The sequence below is a fragment of the Clostridium estertheticum subsp. estertheticum genome, assembly GCF_001877035.1.
Taxonomy (GTDB): Bacteria; Bacillota; Clostridia; order Clostridiales; family Clostridiaceae; genus Clostridium_AD; species Clostridium_AD estertheticum.
In genome coordinates, this window is record NZ_CP015756.1 from 186,489 (window position 1) to 203,660 (window position 17,172).

Annotated in this window: 17 protein-coding genes; 12 read left to right on the plus strand and 5 right to left on the minus strand. The window is 30.5% G+C overall.

Annotated elements, in window-relative coordinates:
- Nucleotides 1–188: 188 nt before the first annotated feature.
- The 4 genes from A7L45_RS00865 to A7L45_RS00880 all read left to right on the plus strand — a co-directional run bounded on the left by A7L45_RS00865 (nucleotide 189) and on the right by A7L45_RS00880 (nucleotide 5,408).
- Nucleotides 189–1,505 (plus strand): beta/alpha barrel domain-containing protein, encoded by a 1,317-nt coding sequence (locus tag A7L45_RS00865; RefSeq protein WP_071614810.1) that lies wholly within the window; start codon nucleotides 189–191, stop codon nucleotides 1,503–1,505.
- A 52-nt stretch (nucleotides 1,506–1,557) separates the two neighbouring features.
- A complete protein-coding gene (locus tag A7L45_RS00870; protein WP_071611019.1) occupies nucleotides 1,558–3,492 on the plus strand; it encodes an aconitate hydratase in 1,935 nt (644 codons plus the stop codon).
- 4 nt (nucleotides 3,493–3,496) lie between these two features.
- Nucleotides 3,497–4,510, plus strand: a complete 1,014-nt coding sequence (locus A7L45_RS00875) for an isocitrate/isopropylmalate dehydrogenase family protein (RefSeq protein ID WP_071611020.1) — start codon at nucleotides 3,497–3,499, stop codon at nucleotides 4,508–4,510.
- Nucleotides 4,511–4,727: 217 nt separating this feature from the next.
- Nucleotides 4,728–5,408 carry a pseudouridine synthase gene (locus A7L45_RS00880; protein WP_071611021.1) on the plus strand — a complete coding sequence of 227 codons (681 nt, stop codon included), beginning with the start codon at nucleotides 4,728–4,730 and terminating at the stop codon, nucleotides 5,406–5,408.
- Nucleotides 5,409–5,463: 55 nt separating this feature from the next.
- Here A7L45_RS00880 and A7L45_RS00885 read toward each other — a convergent pair whose 3' ends face one another.
- Complete coding sequence (locus A7L45_RS00885) at nucleotides 5,464–5,784, minus strand: DUF1540 domain-containing protein (protein ID WP_071611022.1); 321 nt, start codon at nucleotides 5,782–5,784, stop codon at nucleotides 5,464–5,466.
- Nucleotides 5,785–6,404: 620 nt separating this feature from the next.
- Here A7L45_RS00885 and A7L45_RS00890 point away from each other — a divergent pair.
- On the plus strand, nucleotides 6,405–6,857 hold the full coding sequence (locus A7L45_RS00890) for a hypothetical protein (RefSeq protein WP_224616830.1): 453 nt from the start codon (nucleotides 6,405–6,407) through the stop codon (nucleotides 6,855–6,857).
- A 43-nt stretch (nucleotides 6,858–6,900) separates the two neighbouring features.
- Here A7L45_RS00890 and A7L45_RS00895 read toward each other — a convergent pair whose 3' ends face one another.
- Complete coding sequence (locus A7L45_RS00895; RefSeq protein WP_071611024.1) at nucleotides 6,901–7,680, minus strand: 3'-5' exonuclease; 780 nt, start codon at nucleotides 7,678–7,680, stop codon at nucleotides 6,901–6,903.
- A 229-nt stretch (nucleotides 7,681–7,909) separates the two neighbouring features.
- On the opposite strand from A7L45_RS00895, the gene A7L45_RS00900 reads away from it, so the two are divergent.
- From A7L45_RS00900 to A7L45_RS00910, 3 genes are all read left to right on the plus strand, one after another.
- Entirely contained in the window at nucleotides 7,910–10,078 is a 2,169-nt protein-coding gene (locus A7L45_RS00900) for a DNA topoisomerase III (RefSeq protein ID WP_071611025.1), read from the plus strand.
- 149 nt (nucleotides 10,079–10,227) lie between these two features.
- Entirely contained in the window at nucleotides 10,228–10,557 is a 330-nt protein-coding gene (locus A7L45_RS00905; RefSeq protein WP_071611026.1) for a PadR family transcriptional regulator, read from the plus strand.
- On the plus strand, nucleotides 10,544–11,116 hold the full coding sequence (locus A7L45_RS00910) for a DUF1700 domain-containing protein (protein ID WP_071611027.1): 573 nt from the start codon (nucleotides 10,544–10,546) through the stop codon (nucleotides 11,114–11,116). Before A7L45_RS00905 ends, A7L45_RS00910 begins: the two co-directional genes overlap by 14 nt.
- A gap of 160 nt (nucleotides 11,117–11,276) precedes the next feature.
- Here A7L45_RS00910 and A7L45_RS23030 read toward each other — a convergent pair whose 3' ends face one another.
- Nucleotides 11,277–11,438: a hypothetical protein gene (locus A7L45_RS23030; protein WP_153882439.1), complete on the minus strand. Its 162-nt coding sequence runs from the start codon at nucleotides 11,436–11,438 to the stop codon at nucleotides 11,277–11,279.
- 503 nt (nucleotides 11,439–11,941) lie between these two features.
- On the opposite strand from A7L45_RS23030, the gene A7L45_RS00915 reads away from it, so the two are divergent.
- Together A7L45_RS00915 and A7L45_RS00920 are read left to right on the plus strand one after the other, a co-directional pair.
- Nucleotides 11,942–12,640 (plus strand): CAP domain-containing protein, encoded by a 699-nt coding sequence (locus A7L45_RS00915; protein ID WP_071611028.1) that lies wholly within the window; start codon nucleotides 11,942–11,944, stop codon nucleotides 12,638–12,640.
- Nucleotides 12,641–13,077: 437 nt separating this feature from the next.
- Nucleotides 13,078–13,920, plus strand: coding sequence for a CPBP family intramembrane glutamic endopeptidase (locus A7L45_RS00920; protein WP_071611029.1), 843 nt, complete (start codon nucleotides 13,078–13,080; stop codon nucleotides 13,918–13,920).
- 95 nt (nucleotides 13,921–14,015) lie between these two features.
- On the opposite strand, the gene A7L45_RS00925 is transcribed toward A7L45_RS00920, so the two are convergent.
- Both A7L45_RS00925 and A7L45_RS00930 read right to left on the minus strand, forming a co-directional pair.
- Complete coding sequence (locus A7L45_RS00925; protein WP_071611030.1) at nucleotides 14,016–14,276, minus strand: spore coat protein; 261 nt, start codon at nucleotides 14,274–14,276, stop codon at nucleotides 14,016–14,018.
- A 22-nt stretch (nucleotides 14,277–14,298) separates the two neighbouring features.
- On the minus strand, nucleotides 14,299–14,505 hold the full coding sequence (locus tag A7L45_RS00930) for a hypothetical protein (protein WP_071611031.1): 207 nt from the start codon (nucleotides 14,503–14,505) through the stop codon (nucleotides 14,299–14,301).
- Between the two features lie 237 nt (nucleotides 14,506–14,742).
- Between A7L45_RS00930 and A7L45_RS00935 the strand changes: the two genes are divergently transcribed.
- Together A7L45_RS00935 and A7L45_RS00940 are read left to right on the plus strand one after the other, a co-directional pair.
- Complete coding sequence (locus A7L45_RS00935; protein WP_071611032.1) at nucleotides 14,743–15,777, plus strand: glycosyltransferase family 4 protein; 1,035 nt, start codon at nucleotides 14,743–14,745, stop codon at nucleotides 15,775–15,777.
- Nucleotides 15,778–15,960: 183 nt separating this feature from the next.
- On the plus strand, nucleotides 15,961–17,145 hold the full coding sequence (locus A7L45_RS00940; protein ID WP_071611033.1) for a glycosyltransferase family 4 protein: 1,185 nt from the start codon (nucleotides 15,961–15,963) through the stop codon (nucleotides 17,143–17,145).
- Nucleotides 17,146–17,172 lie beyond the last annotated feature (27 nt).

A 17,172-nucleotide genomic window follows, 5' to 3' on the forward strand; every position in this document is an offset into this window, starting at 1 on the left:
TAATTAGCATTAAATGAAATTTCAGCACATGTAACATGCATATATTCTAGAATTATATGCAGTGGCTAAAGATGCAAATAAGGAAGGACTAAGAAGGGGGAGAATAAGTGAATAAGTTTAAATTAACAAATAATAATGAGTTTAAGATTGCAACAAATGATTTTAAGTTAGTGAATGAAAAACAGCCTATGTTGTTTAAAGAGATATTCCCATACTCAGAAATTCCTAAGGTTGTTTTTGGAGGTCAGCAGATTCCAATGTCTATACCTGATGATATTTGGATTACGGATACTACATTCAGAGATGGTCAACAGTCTATGGATACTTATACTGAAAAGCAAATAGTTAAAATATTTGATTATTTACACAAACTTGACAATAATTCGGGTATAATTAGACAAACGGAGTTCTTTTTATATACTCAGAAAGATAGAAATGCTGCTAGAAAATGTTTAGAAAGAGGATATGAATTTCCAGAGGTAACATCATGGATAAGAGCTAATAAAGAAGACTTTAAGCTTGTTAAAGATATGGGACTTAAGGAAACGGGAATGCTTATGTCCTGTTCTGATTATCATATATTCAAAAAGCTTAATAAAACAAGGCAAGAGGCAATGGACTTATATGTTTCATTGGTAGAAGAAGCATTAGAAAATGGAATAATTCCAAGATGCCATCTTGAGGATATAACTAGAGCTGATTTCTTTGGATTTGTTATACCACTAGTGCAAAGACTTATGGAACTATCTAAGAAATCTGGTATTAAGATAAAAATTAGGGCATGCGATACATTAGGACTTGGATTGCCATACTCTGGTACGGAATTACCAAGGAGTGTACCACAGATAATTAGTGGATTAATAAAGTATGGTGGAGTGCCCTCGGAATATCTTGAATGGCATGGACATAATGATTTTTATAATGTAGTTTCCAATGCTACTACAGCGTGGCTTCACGGATGCTCTGCAATAAATACCTCACTTTTCGGTATTGGTGAAAGAACAGGTAATTGTCCACTTGAAGCAATGATTGTAGAATATGGTCAAATAAGAGGAAATGTAAAAAATATGAATCTTAAGCTTATAAGTGAAATTGGACAATATTTTGAAGGTGAGTTTAAATATAGTATTCCACCTAGGACACCTTATGTTGGTAGTGAATTTAATGTTACAAGAGCGGGTATCCATGCAGATGGAATATTAAAGGATGAAGAAATATACAATATTTTTGATACTGAAAAAATATTAGGTAGGCCAATTATTGTGGCAGTTAACGAACACTCGGGGCATGCAGGTATTGCAGCTTGGGTTAATACCTATTATAGATTAAAAGATTTAGATAAAATTGATAAAAAAGATGAAAGAATTAATGTTATAAAAGATTGGGTAGATAAGCAATATGAGACTGGAAGAAGTACTGTAATGAAAAGTGAAGAATTAGAATTAATTACAAAAAAAATTATTCCACAATTAAGTACAAAAAAACATAATGCTGAGGAATTTTGATATATGTTAAAGATTATAGTCTATATTTACATTTAAAAAATGGAGGGATATTATGGAATATACTGTTGCACAAAAAATAATTAAAGCTCATTTGGTTAAGGGTGAAATGATTACAGATACTGAGATTGCAATTAAGATAGATCAAACCTTAACTCAAGATTCTACAGGTACAATGGCTTATCTACAATTTGAAGCTATGGGAATTGATAAAGTTCAAACTAAAAAATCTGTTGCTTATATAGACCATAACATTTTACAAACTGGTCCTGAAAATGCAGATGATCATTTATATATACAGACTGTTGCAAAAAAACATGGCATATATTTTTCTAAACCAGGCAATGGTATTTGTCATCAAGTCCACTTAGAAAGATTTGGAGTTCCAGGAGAAACTTTACTTGGTTCAGATAGTCATACTCCAACAGGTGGCGGAATAGGAATGCTAGCTATAGGAGCAGGAGGATTAGATGTAGCTGTTGCAATGGGTGGTGGAGAATACTATATAACAATGCCTAAAATTGTAAAAGTTAATTTATCAGGAAAACTTAGCCCTTGGGTTGCGGCTAAAGATATAATACTTGAAGTATTAAGACGTTTAACAGTTAAGGGTGGAGTTAACAAAATATTTGAATATGCAGGAGATGGGTTAAAAACTCTAAGCGTACCTGATAGGGCAACAATTACAAATATGGGTGCAGAACTCGGTGCTACAACTTCAATTTTCCCTAGTGATGACATAACATATAAATTTTTAAAAGCGCAACATAGAGAAGAAGATTTTGTAGAGTTAAAAGCGGACGATGGAGCAGTATATGATGAGACAGTTGAAATAGATTTAAGTAAAATAGAACCACTTGTTGCTTGTCCTCATAGCCCAGATAAGGTAGTTTTAGTATCATCACTAAAGGATATAAAAGTAGATCAAGTATTAATAGGAAGCTGCACTAATTCATCGTATGTTGATATGATGAAAGTGTCAAAAATACTTCTAGGTAAAAATATACCTGAGGACATGTCTCTTGCTATTGCGCCAGGTTCAAAACAAGTTTTAAATATGTTATCTAAAAACGGTGGACTTGGAGATATGATTGACGCCGGAGCAAGAATACTTGAAAGTGCATGTGGGCCATGTATAGGAATGGGTCAAGCGCCTTCAACTGGTGCAGTGTCCCTTAGAACATTTAATAGAAACTTTAAAGGTAGATCTGGTACAACATCTGCTAATGTTTATATTGTAAGCCCAGAAGTTGCAGTTGCGTCTGCACTTAAAGGGTATATTACAGATCCTAGAGAACTTGGAGAAGCTGTTAAAGTGGATATGCCAGAAGAATTTGTTATTAATGATAATTTAATAATAAGCCCAGCGGAAGATGGAAAAGATATAATAGTTAAAAGAGGACCAAATATAAAGCCATTCCCTAAAGCAAAAGAGTTAATAGGAAATGTTACAGGTAAAATTCTAACTAAGTTAGGGGATAATATTACAACGGATGATATAATGCCATCTAATGCTAAATTGCTTCCATTTAGATCTAATATTCCATACCTTGCAGAGTTTTGTTTAACACCTAGCGATGCAGAATTTCCAGCAAAAGCTAAAAAATATGATGGTGGAATAATAGTTGCGGGATCAAACTATGGTCAAGGATCAAGCCGTGAACATGCAGCACTTGCACCACTTTATTTAGGAGTTAAGGTTGTTCTTACAAAATCTTTTGCAAGAATTCATAAAGCTAATTTAATTAATAATGCTATAATTCCATTGGTATTTAATGACGTTAAAGATTATGAGGATATAGATATGATGGATGAATTAGTCATTGAAGATGCAGCAAATCAGATAAAAAAAGGTCTCGTTATTGTAAAAAACATAACAAAAGGATCGGAGTATAAAACTCTCCCTGAAGTAACTCAAAGAGAAAAAGAGATGCTTATACACGGTGGATTAATAAATCTTATGAAAAATAAGAAAAAGGTAGGTGTCTAGAATAATGAAACATAACATTACACTTATACCAGGAGACGGAATTGGACCAGAAGTAACCACAGCTACCGTTAAAATACTAGAAAAAAGCGGAGTCTGCATTAATTGGGAAATAGTACGTATGGGCGCAGAGGTTATAGAAGAGTTTGGTACTCCTATGCCCCCTTACGTTTTAGAGAGCATTAAAAAGAATAAGGTTGCACTTAAAGGACCCGTAACTACACCTGTAGGTAAGGGATTTAAAAGTGTTAATGTCACATTAAGACAGGAATTGAACCTTTATGCTAATATACGTCCTATAAGAACGTTTGAAGGGGTTCCTTCAAGATTTGAAAATGTTGATTTAATAATAGTAAGAGAAAATAGTGAGGATTTATATGCAGGTATAGAGCATATGATTACAGAGGATATTGCTGAGAGTATAAAGATAATAAGCAAAAAAGCTAGTGACAGAATTGTAGAATATGCTTTTAAAATAGCAAAAGAACAAAATAGAAAAGAAGTTATAGCTGTTCATAAAGCAAATATTATGAAACTTTCTGATGGATTATTCTTAAGATGTGCAAGAAACATAGCAGGGACTCACAAAGATATTGCATTTTACGATGTTATAGTTGATGCAATGAGCATGAAGCTTGTTATGAATCCAGAGAAATACGATGTACTTGTTATGCCTAATCTATACGGAGATATACTCTCTGATATGGCAGCAGGACTAGTTGGTGGATTAGGACTAGTACCAGGAGCAAACATCGGCGAAGAAGGTGCAGTGTTTGAACCAGCTCATGGATCAGCTCCAGATATAGCAGGAAAGAACATAGCAAACCCAACTGCTTGTATTCTATCATCAGTTATGATGCTAAGACACATAGGAGAAGCAAAGGCTGCGAATAAAATAGAACAAGCGGTAGTTGCTGTTCTTAAAGAAGGAAAACATTTAACTTGCGATTTAGGTGGTACCACTGGAACAATTGAGTTTACACAAGTTGTAATTGATAAAATGCTAGAACAAACTAATTAATAGTTGTAAATTTTAATATCTATCAACAAATAACTCATAAGCAGATTGCTTATGAGTTATTTGTTTGGAAAAACTATAGGGTATTATGATGTATAATGACTATAAGAAAGTTTAAAATGTAAATGTATATTTGTAAATACATATACATATATAGATAGATATATAGATAAATGTAAACATATATCTACATTTTATAATGGAAGGATAAAGAGTTATTATGAGAATAAATAAACTTCTTAGTAATTATGGTATTTGCTCAAGAACAGGAGCAAATAAACTTATTGAGGAAAATAGAATAATTGTAAATGGGAAGCAATGCATTCCTGGGCAGTGGGTAGAGAAAGAGGATAATATTCTTCTTGATAATGAGGATGTTTTAATGAGAGATAAAATTTATATTGCACTTAATAAACCAGTAGGGGTTACATGCACTGCAGAAAAAACAGTAGCTAGCAATATAATTGATTTCATGAACTATCCAGAGTACATATTTCCAGTTGGTAGATTAGATAAGTCATCTCAGGGGCTAATACTTATGACTAATGATGGTGAACTTGCAAATAATATTTTAGAATCTAAAAATGAACATGAGAAAGAATATATAGTAACTGTAAATAAGTCGTATGACAATAATTTCATTGAGGGCATGTCAAAAGGAGTTCAAATTTGCGGTATTAACACAAGAACCTGCAAAGTTAGTAGAATATCGGAGGATACTTTTCGAATTATTCTAACGCAAGGATTAAATAAACAAATTCGTAGAATGAGTAAAACTTTTGGATATACAGTTGTAAGACTAGAGCGTATTCGAATTGTTGATATAAAAGTTGATGGGATAGAGATAGGCAAGTGGCGTTACCTAACAAGTGGCGAGGTAATGGGATTAAGAAATAGTTAAAAGGATACCTTAGCTGCAATACTAAAGCATCCTTATTTTTATTAAAGTCATATAATTATTTAGTTTTAAAAGTTAAGCAGTCAGTCTCAGAGTACAGATTAACATTTTCACCATTAACTTCTATAGATTTAGCACTACACAGTTCATTGGAGTTATATATGCAAGTGCCTACATTACAAGAAACTACATCGCACCCATTACTATTAGAATGTACGATATTTGTAAGATCGCTATAGACGATACTATCTAAAAAAGTAGCACAACAAGTGTCAGAGTCTTTTCTAGCATTTTTTCCACCAACGTTTATGATATTAGCGTAACATATGTTTTCGTCATTATGGGAACAATTTAAAACACCACAGTTAATTTTTGACACAAAATCTCCTCCTTAATATATCTACTAAGAAGTTTAACCTAAAAGGTAATGAAATATTTATAATTAAAAATATTATTTTATTTTAAAAGAATATTTTATTTTTTATTATAAATTCAGTAATTTAGTCAGTGAGTGTGTTATAATTAAAATAATGTAGTAAAATAAACATGTGTGTTATCGAGAAAAATGAGTTGTTAATAAAAAAATTAGGGAAATATTAAAATTATATATGATTTTAAATCCCTTACAAGGCATATTAAAAAAATAGGCTAGCATGCTGACTGGTTATTTTTTGATGATGCCTAAATTGAAGAAAGAGGTGTCTTATCATAAAAAACGAAAATGAAATTAAAAAAGAAATTAAAGTTGAAAATAAAAAAGAAACTCCAAAAGTAGAAGTTAAATTAAACAAATACCAAACTCTAGAAGATATAACATTTTTAAAAATACTTAAAAAAGATGGCACAACCATTGATTGTAAAATAGATACTGAAGATTTACAAAGAGTATTAGAAAAAGGTCGTTGGTTTGCAGAGTGGAATAAAGATTTTAATAATTTCTTAGCACAAAATCTAGGTACTTATTATATCGAAGAAAAAAAATATAGAAGAAAGCAAAGTTTGCAATCATTTATATTAGAAGTTCATCCAAAAGCACCTGTAAGACATATTAATGGGGATACTCTAGATAATAGAAAATCCAACTTAGAAGTATATGATCAAAACACAATGAATAGTTATGAAGGAATAGATGAAGAGTCTGTTGCTGTAATATTAAGAGATAGATATGGTAAAGAGAAAGCAAGAACAATAATTGATAAAGAAGATTTAAATAGAGTAATTAACAATGGTTATACATGGGTTCTATTTAAAAAAGACACAGAGCCTTATGCTGTAGCAAATACTCCAGAAGGAAAAATATATTTGAATAGATTTATAATGAGTACAACAGAAGATATGATTACTCATCCTATAAACCTTAATACATTGGATAATAGAAAAGCTAATTTAGAAAATAAAAATCCAAATATAGAAAATGTTGAAAATGCAGTAAGTGAAGAAACAGAAAACTAATAATTATAAAAAAATCAGTGTAGAAGATAATTCTATACTGATTTTATTTTTTTGGTTTTATTTCTGGATCGATTTTAATTTGAAACTGATTTGTTTTACCCATAATATAAGCTAGTTTAATAATAGACTTTTCATCAATACTCATTTCTCTCTTGAACATTTTCTCGAATTGATCAGTTAAACTAGGAAGGTCGATTTTGTAATTTCTAGCACTTAATCTATTTAATCCTTTAACTTTAGGTATGTATATGTTAGGTTTTATTTCTTTGTTATAAATTTTCTTAAAAACTTCAGTAGTATAGAAAGCGTCATTAAAAGCATCATGGAATTGACTTTCTATAGGTACACTAAGTAGTTTAGCTGCATTACCTAGCCCAATGTTAATTCCTTTTTTGCAATCAAGCGCAGTAGATGCATAGGATTGTATGTCGATGTATTCTGTTGGCGATGGCAAAGGCTCTAACTCATAAAACTCTATATTACGAAATAATTCCTTTATATCGGCAATTCCCCATACGCATAATACACTTCTATCACTTTTAATAAAATTCGAAAAATCTTCATACATCTTTTCGAAAGATATGCCTTTATTAAGTTCCTCCATTGTTATGCCAGTAAGTTCTCTTACAAATGGATTGAGCGTAGTATAAATTTCTGGTTTTACTATTACATCAAGAGTTCCAATAGTCTCAAAATGGTCATTTAGTTTTATGGCGCCTATTTGAATTATTTCAAAGGGGCATTTAGGATTATTTAAACTTTTAGTTCCTTTTGCAAAATTGTAGCCTTGGTTAAATTCTAAATCAAATACAATATAATTCATTCAATTACCTCTAAACTTATTTAATAGTATATAGTATAGTCTTTAATTGTGGAAGTTATGATATTAAATATTATATCATTTATGGCAATGAAAAACACCTTGGTAGTTTGGACTTAGGTAATAAAAAATTGAACAATGGGTATAAAGTAGTTTATAATAAATAGAGTGGCTACATTTGATATTAGGAAAAACAACTAAATTATTTGAAATACGAGAGGAAGTTTTATATATGGGAAAGACATTGGTCTTAGCGGAAAAACCATCAGTTGGTAAAGAACTTGCTAAGTTTTTAAATTGTACTCAAGGTGGAAATGGATATTTAATGGGATCAAAATATATTGTAACATGGGCACTAGGACATCTTGTTACTCTAGCAGATCCAGAGGCATATGATGAAAAATATAAAAGCTGGAGAATAGAAGATCTCCCAATGCTACCAAAGGAATTAAAACTGGTAGTTATTAAGGAAACATCAAAGCAGTATAAGGTTGTACACGAACTCCTTAAAAGAGCAGATGTAGATGAACTTGTTATAGCGACAGATTCTGGGCGTGAAGGTGAGCTTGTAGCACGTTGGATCATTCAAAAGGCAGGGTTTAGAAAACCTATAAAGAGGCTATGGATATCATCTCAAACAGAAAAAGCGATAAGAGATGGATTTAATAATCTTAAACCAGGAAAAGAGTATGAGAACTTATTTTGGGCAGCGCAATCAAGAGCGCAAGCGGATTGGCTTATTGGGCTTAATGTTACAAGGGCTTTAACATGTAAATATAATGCACAATTATCAGCAGGAAGAGTTCAAACACCTACATTAGCGCTTATTGTTGAAAGAGAAAATGAAATAAAGAAATTCATTCCAAAGGATTATTGGACAGTAAGTGGAAAGGTAAATGACTTTACAGTTCATTGGTCAAGTAAAAATGGAGACTCACGTACATTTGATAAGAAAAAGGCAGAAGATATCGCAACTAAAGTAAACAATCAAATGGGAAAAGTAGTTGAGCTAAACAAAGCTTCTAAAAAAGAGCTTCCTCCACTTGCATATGATTTAACAGAGCTTCAAAGAGATGCAAATAGAAAATTTGGATATTCTGCAAAACAAACTCTTAATTTAATGCAGAGACTATATGAAAATCATAAGATATTATCTTATCCAAGAACAGATTCAAGGCATCTTACTACAGATATAGTACCTACATTACTTGATAGGTTAAAGAGCATAGCAATAGGACCATATGAGAAATTTGCAAGAAGTATAATAAAAGGTAGGATACATACTACAAGTAGACTTGTAGATAATAGCAAGGTATCAGATCATCATGCTATAATTCCTACAGAGCAGCATGTAGATTTATCCAGCCTAAATAGAGAAGAGAAAAATATTTATGACCTAGTTGTAAAAAGGTTCTTAGAAGTATTAAGTTTACCTTTTGAATATGAGCAGACCACTTTAGTTATAAATGTTAAGGGTGAAAGCTTTTCTGCAAAGGGTAAAATAGTTAAATCAAAGGGATGGAAAGAAATAAGTAGTTCAGGCGCTAACGAAGATAAGGATCAATCACTTCCACCAATTAATAAGGGGGAAGATGTTAAACTTAATTCAGTTAGGTCTGTTAATGAAAAGACTAAGCCACCTGCTAGATACAATGAAGCAACCCTTCTTACAGCTATGGAGCATCCAGGCAAGAATATAGAGGATGATAGTTTAAGGGAAGCTTTAGATAATACATCAGGACTTGGAACCCCAGCAACTCGTGCGGATGTAATTGAAAAACTATTCAACACATTCTATATGGAGAGAAAGGGTAAGGATATTCACCCAACTTCAAAGGGAATTCAACTAATAGGTTTAGTTCCGAAGGATCTAAAGTCTCCAGATCTTACTGCTAAATGGGAAAAACAACTACAACTTATTGGTAAAGGAAAAGCAAATTCTATGAGTTTCGTAAAGGAAATGAGAGAATATGCATCAAAACTTGTAGGTAACGTTGTGGCATCTACAGAGGCATATAAGCATGATAACGCAACAAGGGTGAAATGCCCTGACTGTGGTAAGAACCTTCTTGAGGTTAGCGGTAAAAGAGGAAAAATGCTAGTTTGCCCAGATAGAGACTGTGGATATCGTAAGGGAGTTTCACAAATGTCTAATGCTCGTTGTCCTACTTGCCATAAGAAAATGGAAATTAGAGGAGACGGAGACAATAAAATATTTGTTTGTGGGTGCGGATATAGAGAAAAACTCTCAGCCTTTAACAAACGTCGAGAATCAGAGAAAAGCGCATTAAATAAAAAAGATGTTAGTAGATTCTTAAATCAGCAGAATAAGAAAGATGAACCTGTCAATTCTGGAAATTCTGCTATGGCTGAGGCTTTTGCTAAGTTAAATTTAAAATAATGAAAAATAACCCAACGTATAAGATTTCTATTTATACGTTGGGCTATTTTTATTAGATTATTATTTAAATAAATCCTAACTAGGGCTATATAACCACTATATTGCATTGCATAATAATATGCTATATAATATAGATATGAGGTGGTAATTTGGATAGTCAATTTAAAAAAGGGTTATTAGAATTATGTGTATTAGGAATTGTATATAATAAGGATTGCTACGGATATGAATTAGTTGAGGAAGTATCAAAAATAATAAATATTTCAAGCGGAACGCTTTATCCTTTGCTAAAAAGATTGCAAAATGACAAGCATTTAGACTATTACATAATGGAGTCAATATCAGGACCACCAAGAAAATACTATAAAATAACTACTATAGGTAAAAATTATTTTAAGAAGCAAAGGGACGAATGGTTTGAAATTTCAAATTCAACATCTAATTTTTTAAGAGGGGTTGAGAATAATGGACATGAATAATTATTTAGATTCATTAAAAGATAAAATAGGTAATTTGCCAGAAGGATACAAAAGGGAAATATTAAAAGATTATGAAAATCATTTTCAAGAAGGTTTATTAGTAGGAAAAACTGAAAATAATATTGCATGCGAACTTGGAGAGGTTGATTTTATTGCGAAAAATATTATTGAAGAATATTGTATTGAACACTCTGAAAAGGTAACTGCTGTGAAACATACATTAAAAGCAATATATGCAGTTAAAAGATTTGGAGTTGGAACATTAAATCTTTTAATAGGTACACCATTTGTTATATCTATTGTAGTTTTTGTTATATCTTTATATATTCTTGATGTATTATTACTTTTGACTCCTGTTTTTTTATTATTAAATTTAATTTCTCCTAATTTGCCTATTAATTTTGGGGTTAATATATTGATGGTAAAGATTTTAATTGTATTAGTATTTGGTGTCAGTGGATATTTACTTTATAAGATTCTAAAAAAATGGAGTGCAAAATTCTTTAGTTGGGTTTTTAGATATATAATTAGAAGTATTAAATTTCAAGTATTAAATTAAGCTGGAAATTCTGCTATGGCTGAGGCTTTTGCGAAGTTAAATTTAAAATAGCTGGTGCCAACCACGTGGCAAGTGGAATGCGTGTTGTTGATGGTATGGGGACAATGTGATAGATATATATGTTTTAAAATTTCATAAAAAAAAAGTTTCATGGCTAAAGCTATGAAACTTTTTTCATATTTAATTCATAGTCATTTTTATTAAAAACTTCATTATACAACATAATAGAATCTTTTGATCCACCTGAAGTTGCTACATAATTTAACACTCCAACATTTCTCATATTCTCGCTACTAAATATTTCTTTTAATAATTTTATCATAAAAAACCTCCTATTAACTTTTATTTATAATATTATAATAGTCTAATTAAACAAAAGTGTACATGGTGTGAAGTGACAGAAATCGTTTCATAATATGAACAAAAGGTTAACAATGTGTTAATCTTTTGAATATACCTTGAAATTGTTAGAGAAACCGTATACAATGCAAAATTTGCTAGAAAGTTCAATAAACATTTTTGCAGTTGTTTATATATGGGAAAAATTTAAGATTTAACAAATGTCATGAATCAGAGAAAAATTTAGGCATCACATTTAATACGTTGGTTGGAAATTTATACAGAAATTAAGAGATAACTTCAAATGTTACTGATTTTACAAATAACTAAGGCAAAACAAAAAAACTGTAATTATATGAAATTACGACATAATATTACAAAATTTCCACCAATAAATAAACCGTAAACCTAGTTTAGATGTTAGTATAGGTATACAAAGAAAAAGACATGCTTTGTATAATAAAATTAGAGGGTGAGGTACAAAAGATGAAGAAATCTTTAAGAGCATTAATATTAACTTTAGGTATTTTAGCAACAACAGGAATAGGTTCAACGGCTTACGCACAAGATTGTAGTACAGTAAAACAAGTTAACTCAGTAGAAAGTATACAAGCTATATGCGCTAAGTACGGGACTGCAGTTCCAAAGGGTGTGGCAGTTAAGGCTCAGGTAGCGGCACCTTGCAAGGCAGCACCTACAAAAACTGCTCCTGTCAAAGCAGCGACTACAAAGGCTGTGCCTACGAAGACGACTGCTACAAAGGCAGCAGCAACGCCAGCAGCATCAACTTCAACAGCAAATAACAAATTAGAAAAAGAAGTAGTAACATTAGTTAATAAGGAAAGAGCAAAACAAGGACTAGCCCCTTTAACTGATAATGTTAAGCTTTCAAATGTAGCTAGAACTAAGTCAGAAGATATGGTAGCTAAAAATTATTTCGATCATACATCACCAACATATGGTTCACCTTTTGACATGATGAAACAATTTGGTATTACATATACAGCAGCTGGTGAAAACATTGCAATGGGTCAACAAACAGCATCTTCAGTAATGACTTCTTGGATGAATTCGCCAGGACACAAAGCTAATATTTTAGGTAAGAATTTTACTGATATTGGAGTTGGAGTAGCAAAAGATAAAAGTGGAGCTATTTATTGGACCCAAGAATTTATAGGTAAATAAATAATTTAATATCAATCTGTGTTTTTATATATTGTAAATCACAATATGTAGAAACATAGTTTTTTTTGTTTTGTAGAAAAAATAAATAGATAATAGTAGTATTTATAGCAAAATTTTTATTGAGTTAACATCATTTTATAAAATATATGGTACACTTTAGATTACAATAGAAGAAAGGATGGTGAGGTTTACATTAGTTAGGAGAATTTCAAGTTCTAATGGTGTCTATAACAAAATGTAGTCCTGAATTTATAGAAGAAGGTAAATTATATATAAATAAAATGATAAAACATATTAATAAAATAAAGATATATAGTATTATCATAAAGCATAGAGTATAAAGAATATTGTTGTAGATGTAATAATAACAATGGAAGTGATATAGTAAAATATATTAAAGAGGTTAAAGATTACTAAAAAATAGAGAGTGTGATTAAATGAAATTTTTAGAAAACATAGAAAATGGAACAATCAATATTAAAAAAATGGGAATTATTAAAGCTCTATTTGTAATGTTTCTATCAATTTTACTAGAGGTATTTGGACAGGTGCCTGTAGAGATTACGAATTTATTCTCTGGGAGATTTGAAAAAACATTGCCTTATGTAATTTTTGTTTTTGGTGTGTTGGTAAAATATTATGTTATTATCGTTTTACTTAAATGGCTTAGTAATAGAGCAAATGAAGAAAAGCATAAACCACATTTAAATTGGAAAAATTTTGTTTATGCAACACTTATGATTATATCCTTTCGACTTATATTTGATAACAGTTTGGTATTTTGGGTAAGCGGTATATCTACGCCGAGTTTTATAAATCAGGCGGTGGATGAACTTGCTGTATCACCTATTATATTAATAATTGGTGTTATAATTGTAGCACCTATATATGAAGAAATTATTTTTAGAGGGATTTTATTAAAAGGAATGTCTAAAAAAACAAATCCAGCTGTAGCGATTGTAGTATCTGCATTATTATTTGCAGTAATTCATATGAACATTCCCCAAGGCATAAATGCTTTTTTATTGGGATTAGTTCTTGGATTTATATATTTAAATAAGAGGTCAATATATTTAAGCATATTTGCACATTTTATAAATAATGTTCTTGCTCTTTCATTGTCTTCATTCTTTTCATCAATAGGTGGAGAGTATGCCATAGAGATTCATTGCATATTCTCATTTATAGGGATAGTACTTTTAATTATCGCTTTCGATGGATATAAACAAAATAAAATAAAGAATAAGCCTGCGATATACAAGCAATTTATAGAAGTATAGATGTGGCAATTGAAAAAATTGTAAAAAAACCTCTAACATGTTATTATAGTTAGAGGTTTTTTCAATCTAATAAAAGATTATTATATTATAGGTGATTATTTTAATTCACTTAACATTTGGTTTGCTTCGTCTTTTAATTGTTGAACTTCATTATCGGGAGCATCCTTTGTAGGATACCATCCCTTTTGTTTCATAGCATCAAATATCATATATTGGATGTTTTGATCATTTTTAAAATTACCAAGTAGAGTATTTCTTAAATTTGCACAAGAGGATTCAGTTATTCCTGTACTATAAGCTGTAATAGTTTGTTTTTCAGAAGTAAGTAAGTCTTGCATTAATTCTTTTTCAGTCATTTAATATCCCTCCATTTATATATTATTGATGAGAATCAAGGTATGATTTTAATGTATTAAAATTTTGTTTATGTGTATTACTAGCTTCAGTACAAAGATTTTTTAAATTTTGATCAGTGCATTGTGTACCATATTCATTAAATTTTTTATTAAGCAATGCTTCATATCCTAACTGATCTTTAATTACTTTTAAGTTGTTACTTTCAAGTTGCTTATTTTCAGTATTCATAATATTTATTACCTCCACTTATTTATTTAAATTGCTACCAAAGTATTATCTGCATTTTATGTTTAAATATAAGTGGTAAATTAATGAAAATATTGTAGCTCCGCTGGAGATGATTTAAGAGGTATTTATAGCGTGTTTTAAAAATTTAAGAAATTTTTAAGGTAATATTAATCAATATTTAATAAAAATAGAGTACAATTATATAATAACAAGGGTAATTAGATGGGAGTGACTATTATGCCTACTATAAATATGCTGTCATCAGCAGACAAAGTAAAAGGTCAAGGAGTAGGATCAGCTTACTTAGAACAAGTAGATTTAGTCAGAAATGGATTAGATAAAGAATATAAAGTTGTGATAAATAAAAAAGAAAGAACCGATATAATGCATTATCATACTATCGACCTTAAGCATTACTTAAGTATATGTTTTGCTAAAAGAAAAGGTGTAACAGTTGGTTATGTGCATTTTTTGCCAGAAACTATTGAAGGAAGTATTAAATTACCTAATATAATAAAAAAGATTTTTTATAAATATATTATAAGTTTTTATAAAAAAATGGATTATTTAGTTACAGTAAATCCTAATTTTATACCAAGGCTTGAGGCTTACAATATCGATAGAAAAAAAATTACGTATATTCCTAACTTTGTTTCAACTGAAAAATTTTATAATCTGCCAATTGAAAAGAAATATGTAGCGAAGGAAAAACTGAAAATTGATAGAGATGCGTTTGTTGTGCTTGGAGTTGGTCAAATACAAACCAGAAAAGGTGTTATTGATTTTATTGACATTGCAAAAAAAATGCCGGATGTACAATTTATCTGGGCAGGTGGATTTTCTTTTGGGGGTATTACCGATGGATACAAGGAATTAAAAAGTAAAATGGAGACTGCACCTAAAAACATTTTATTCACAGGAATAGTTGATAGAGATTTGATGAATGATATATATAATGTATCAGATGTTCTCTTTATGCCATCATATAATGAGCTTTTTCCTATGTCAATACTTGAAGCGATGAACACATCTACTCCAGTACTTTTAAGAGATCTAGAACTTTATGAAGATATATTATTTGACTATTACTTAAAAGAGCACGATAATAGAGGTTTCATGGAGGCTATACAGAACTTAAAAAATGATTCGAATTATTACGATCAGGCTAAAAAAAAGGCGATTCGTGGGCATGATTTTTATTCTAGAGAGAGCGTACTTGGTATGTGGAAAAGTTTTTATGAAAAGGTATGGCTAAAAAAAATAGGTAAATAAATAGAATGTTTTTTTTTCACATGTATTAATATAATTATTACTATACTATTATGGAAATTAACTACCTTTTACTCCTGTTAATTTTTGATTTTTCTGCGTTTATGAATGAATAAGCAAGAGTATTAATGCTTATTAAATGAAGAATTTTCATAAGGAAATTATAGTAATTAAAGGGGACTGATTATGAATATTGGAATTTTTACTGATGCTTATTATCCGCAAGTAAGTGGAGTGGTTACTTCTACTATGATACTAAGAAATGAATTAATTAGGCTTGGACATAGCGTAACTATTGTTACAGTTACACACCCGGGTGTAGAGGAGAAGGAAGGTATAATAAGACTACCTAGTTTGCCATTTTTCCTTTTACCTTCTCAAAGGGTGGGGATAATATATTCACATAAAAGTATGAACAAGATAAAAAAACTAGACTTAGACATAATACATACACAAACAGAATTTAGTATAGGTATCTTTGGGAGAATAGTTGCTAGAAGATTAGGTATTCCTGTAGTTCACACTTATCATACAATGTATGAAGATTATATCCATTATGTATCTAGTGGTATAATGCTTAAGCCTGCATCACAATTAGCGAAAAAGGTAAGTGAGTTATACTGTAGAGATTGCAGTGCTATAATAGTACCTACCATAAAGGTGAAAGATGCATTGCAACAGTACGGGTTAAGAAGACATATAGATGTAATACCTACAGGAGTTAATATAGAGCCCTTCAAAAAAAGTAATTTTGATGAAGAACTTATTAACGATGAAAAAAAATCTTTTGGTATAAATGAAACCCAACCAGTTGTACTATATATTGGGCGTATAGCGAAGGAAAAAAGTATAGATGTAATTATAAATAGTATGAATGAATTAATTCGAAAAATACCAAATTGTAAATTGCTTCTTGTTGGTGATGGACCAGAGCGTGAAAATTTAGAAACGTTAGCTAAACATTTAGGCATTGAGAAATCTGTAGTATTTGCTGGTGAAAAACCTTGGTCAGAAATTGGGAAGTATTATCAGATGGGTGATGTATTTGTAGGTGCATCTCTTACAGAGACACAAGGATTAACTTTTGCAGAAGCTATGGCGGCACAAATTCCTGTTGTAGCTAAGTACGATAAAAACTTGGATGGTATAATCAAAGATAGAATTAATGGAAGAGTATTTTATAAAGATGAAGACTTAGCCAAAATATTATCTGAAGTTTTAATTAATAAAGAGGAACATGATTCAATGGTGAAAAATGCTTATGATGGAATAGAACCATTATCATCTAAGTGTTTTGGTGAAAATGTTGAGAAAATTTATATGGAAGTTGAAAAACAAAGCTGTATGTTACAAAATCAAAAAGTGACATAATTAATTTATGAGGAGAAAATTGTAAAA

Excerpts from the sequence above, each read along its gene's own strand:
- A7L45_RS00865 (WP_071614810.1), top strand. The coding sequence starts at position 189 with ATGTTGTTTAAAGAGATATTCCCATACTCAGAAATTCCTAAGGTTGTT.
- A7L45_RS00895 (WP_071611024.1), bottom strand. The coding sequence starts at position 7,680 with ATGAATTATATTGTATTTGATTTAGAATTTAACCAAGGCTACAATTTT.
- A7L45_RS00880 (WP_071611021.1), top strand. The coding sequence starts at position 4,728 with ATGAGAATAAATAAACTTCTTAGTAATTATGGTATTTGCTCAAGAACA.
- A7L45_RS00930 (WP_071611031.1), bottom strand. The coding sequence starts at position 14,505 with ATGAATACTGAAAATAAGCAACTTGAAAGTAACAACTTAAAAGTAATT.
- A7L45_RS00910 (WP_071611027.1), top strand. The coding sequence starts at position 10,544 with ATGGACATGAATAATTATTTAGATTCATTAAAAGATAAAATAGGTAAT.
- A7L45_RS23030 (WP_153882439.1), bottom strand. The coding sequence starts at position 11,438 with ATGATAAAATTATTAAAAGAAATATTTAGTAGCGAGAATATGAGAAAT.
- A7L45_RS00875 (WP_071611020.1), top strand. The coding sequence starts at position 3,497 with ATGAAACATAACATTACACTTATACCAGGAGACGGAATTGGACCAGAA.
- A7L45_RS00935 (WP_071611032.1), top strand. The coding sequence starts at position 14,743 with ATGCCTACTATAAATATGCTGTCATCAGCAGACAAAGTAAAAGGTCAA.
- A7L45_RS00940 (WP_071611033.1), top strand. The coding sequence starts at position 15,961 with ATGAATATTGGAATTTTTACTGATGCTTATTATCCGCAAGTAAGTGGA.
- A7L45_RS00900 (WP_071611025.1), top strand. The coding sequence starts at position 7,910 with ATGGGAAAGACATTGGTCTTAGCGGAAAAACCATCAGTTGGTAAAGAA.
- A7L45_RS00915 (WP_071611028.1), top strand. The coding sequence starts at position 11,942 with ATGAAGAAATCTTTAAGAGCATTAATATTAACTTTAGGTATTTTAGCA.
- A7L45_RS00925 (WP_071611030.1), bottom strand. The coding sequence starts at position 14,276 with ATGACTGAAAAAGAATTAATGCAAGACTTACTTACTTCTGAAAAACAA.
- A7L45_RS00870 (WP_071611019.1), top strand. The coding sequence starts at position 1,558 with ATGGAATATACTGTTGCACAAAAAATAATTAAAGCTCATTTGGTTAAG.
- A7L45_RS00920 (WP_071611029.1), top strand. The coding sequence starts at position 13,078 with ATGAAATTTTTAGAAAACATAGAAAATGGAACAATCAATATTAAAAAA.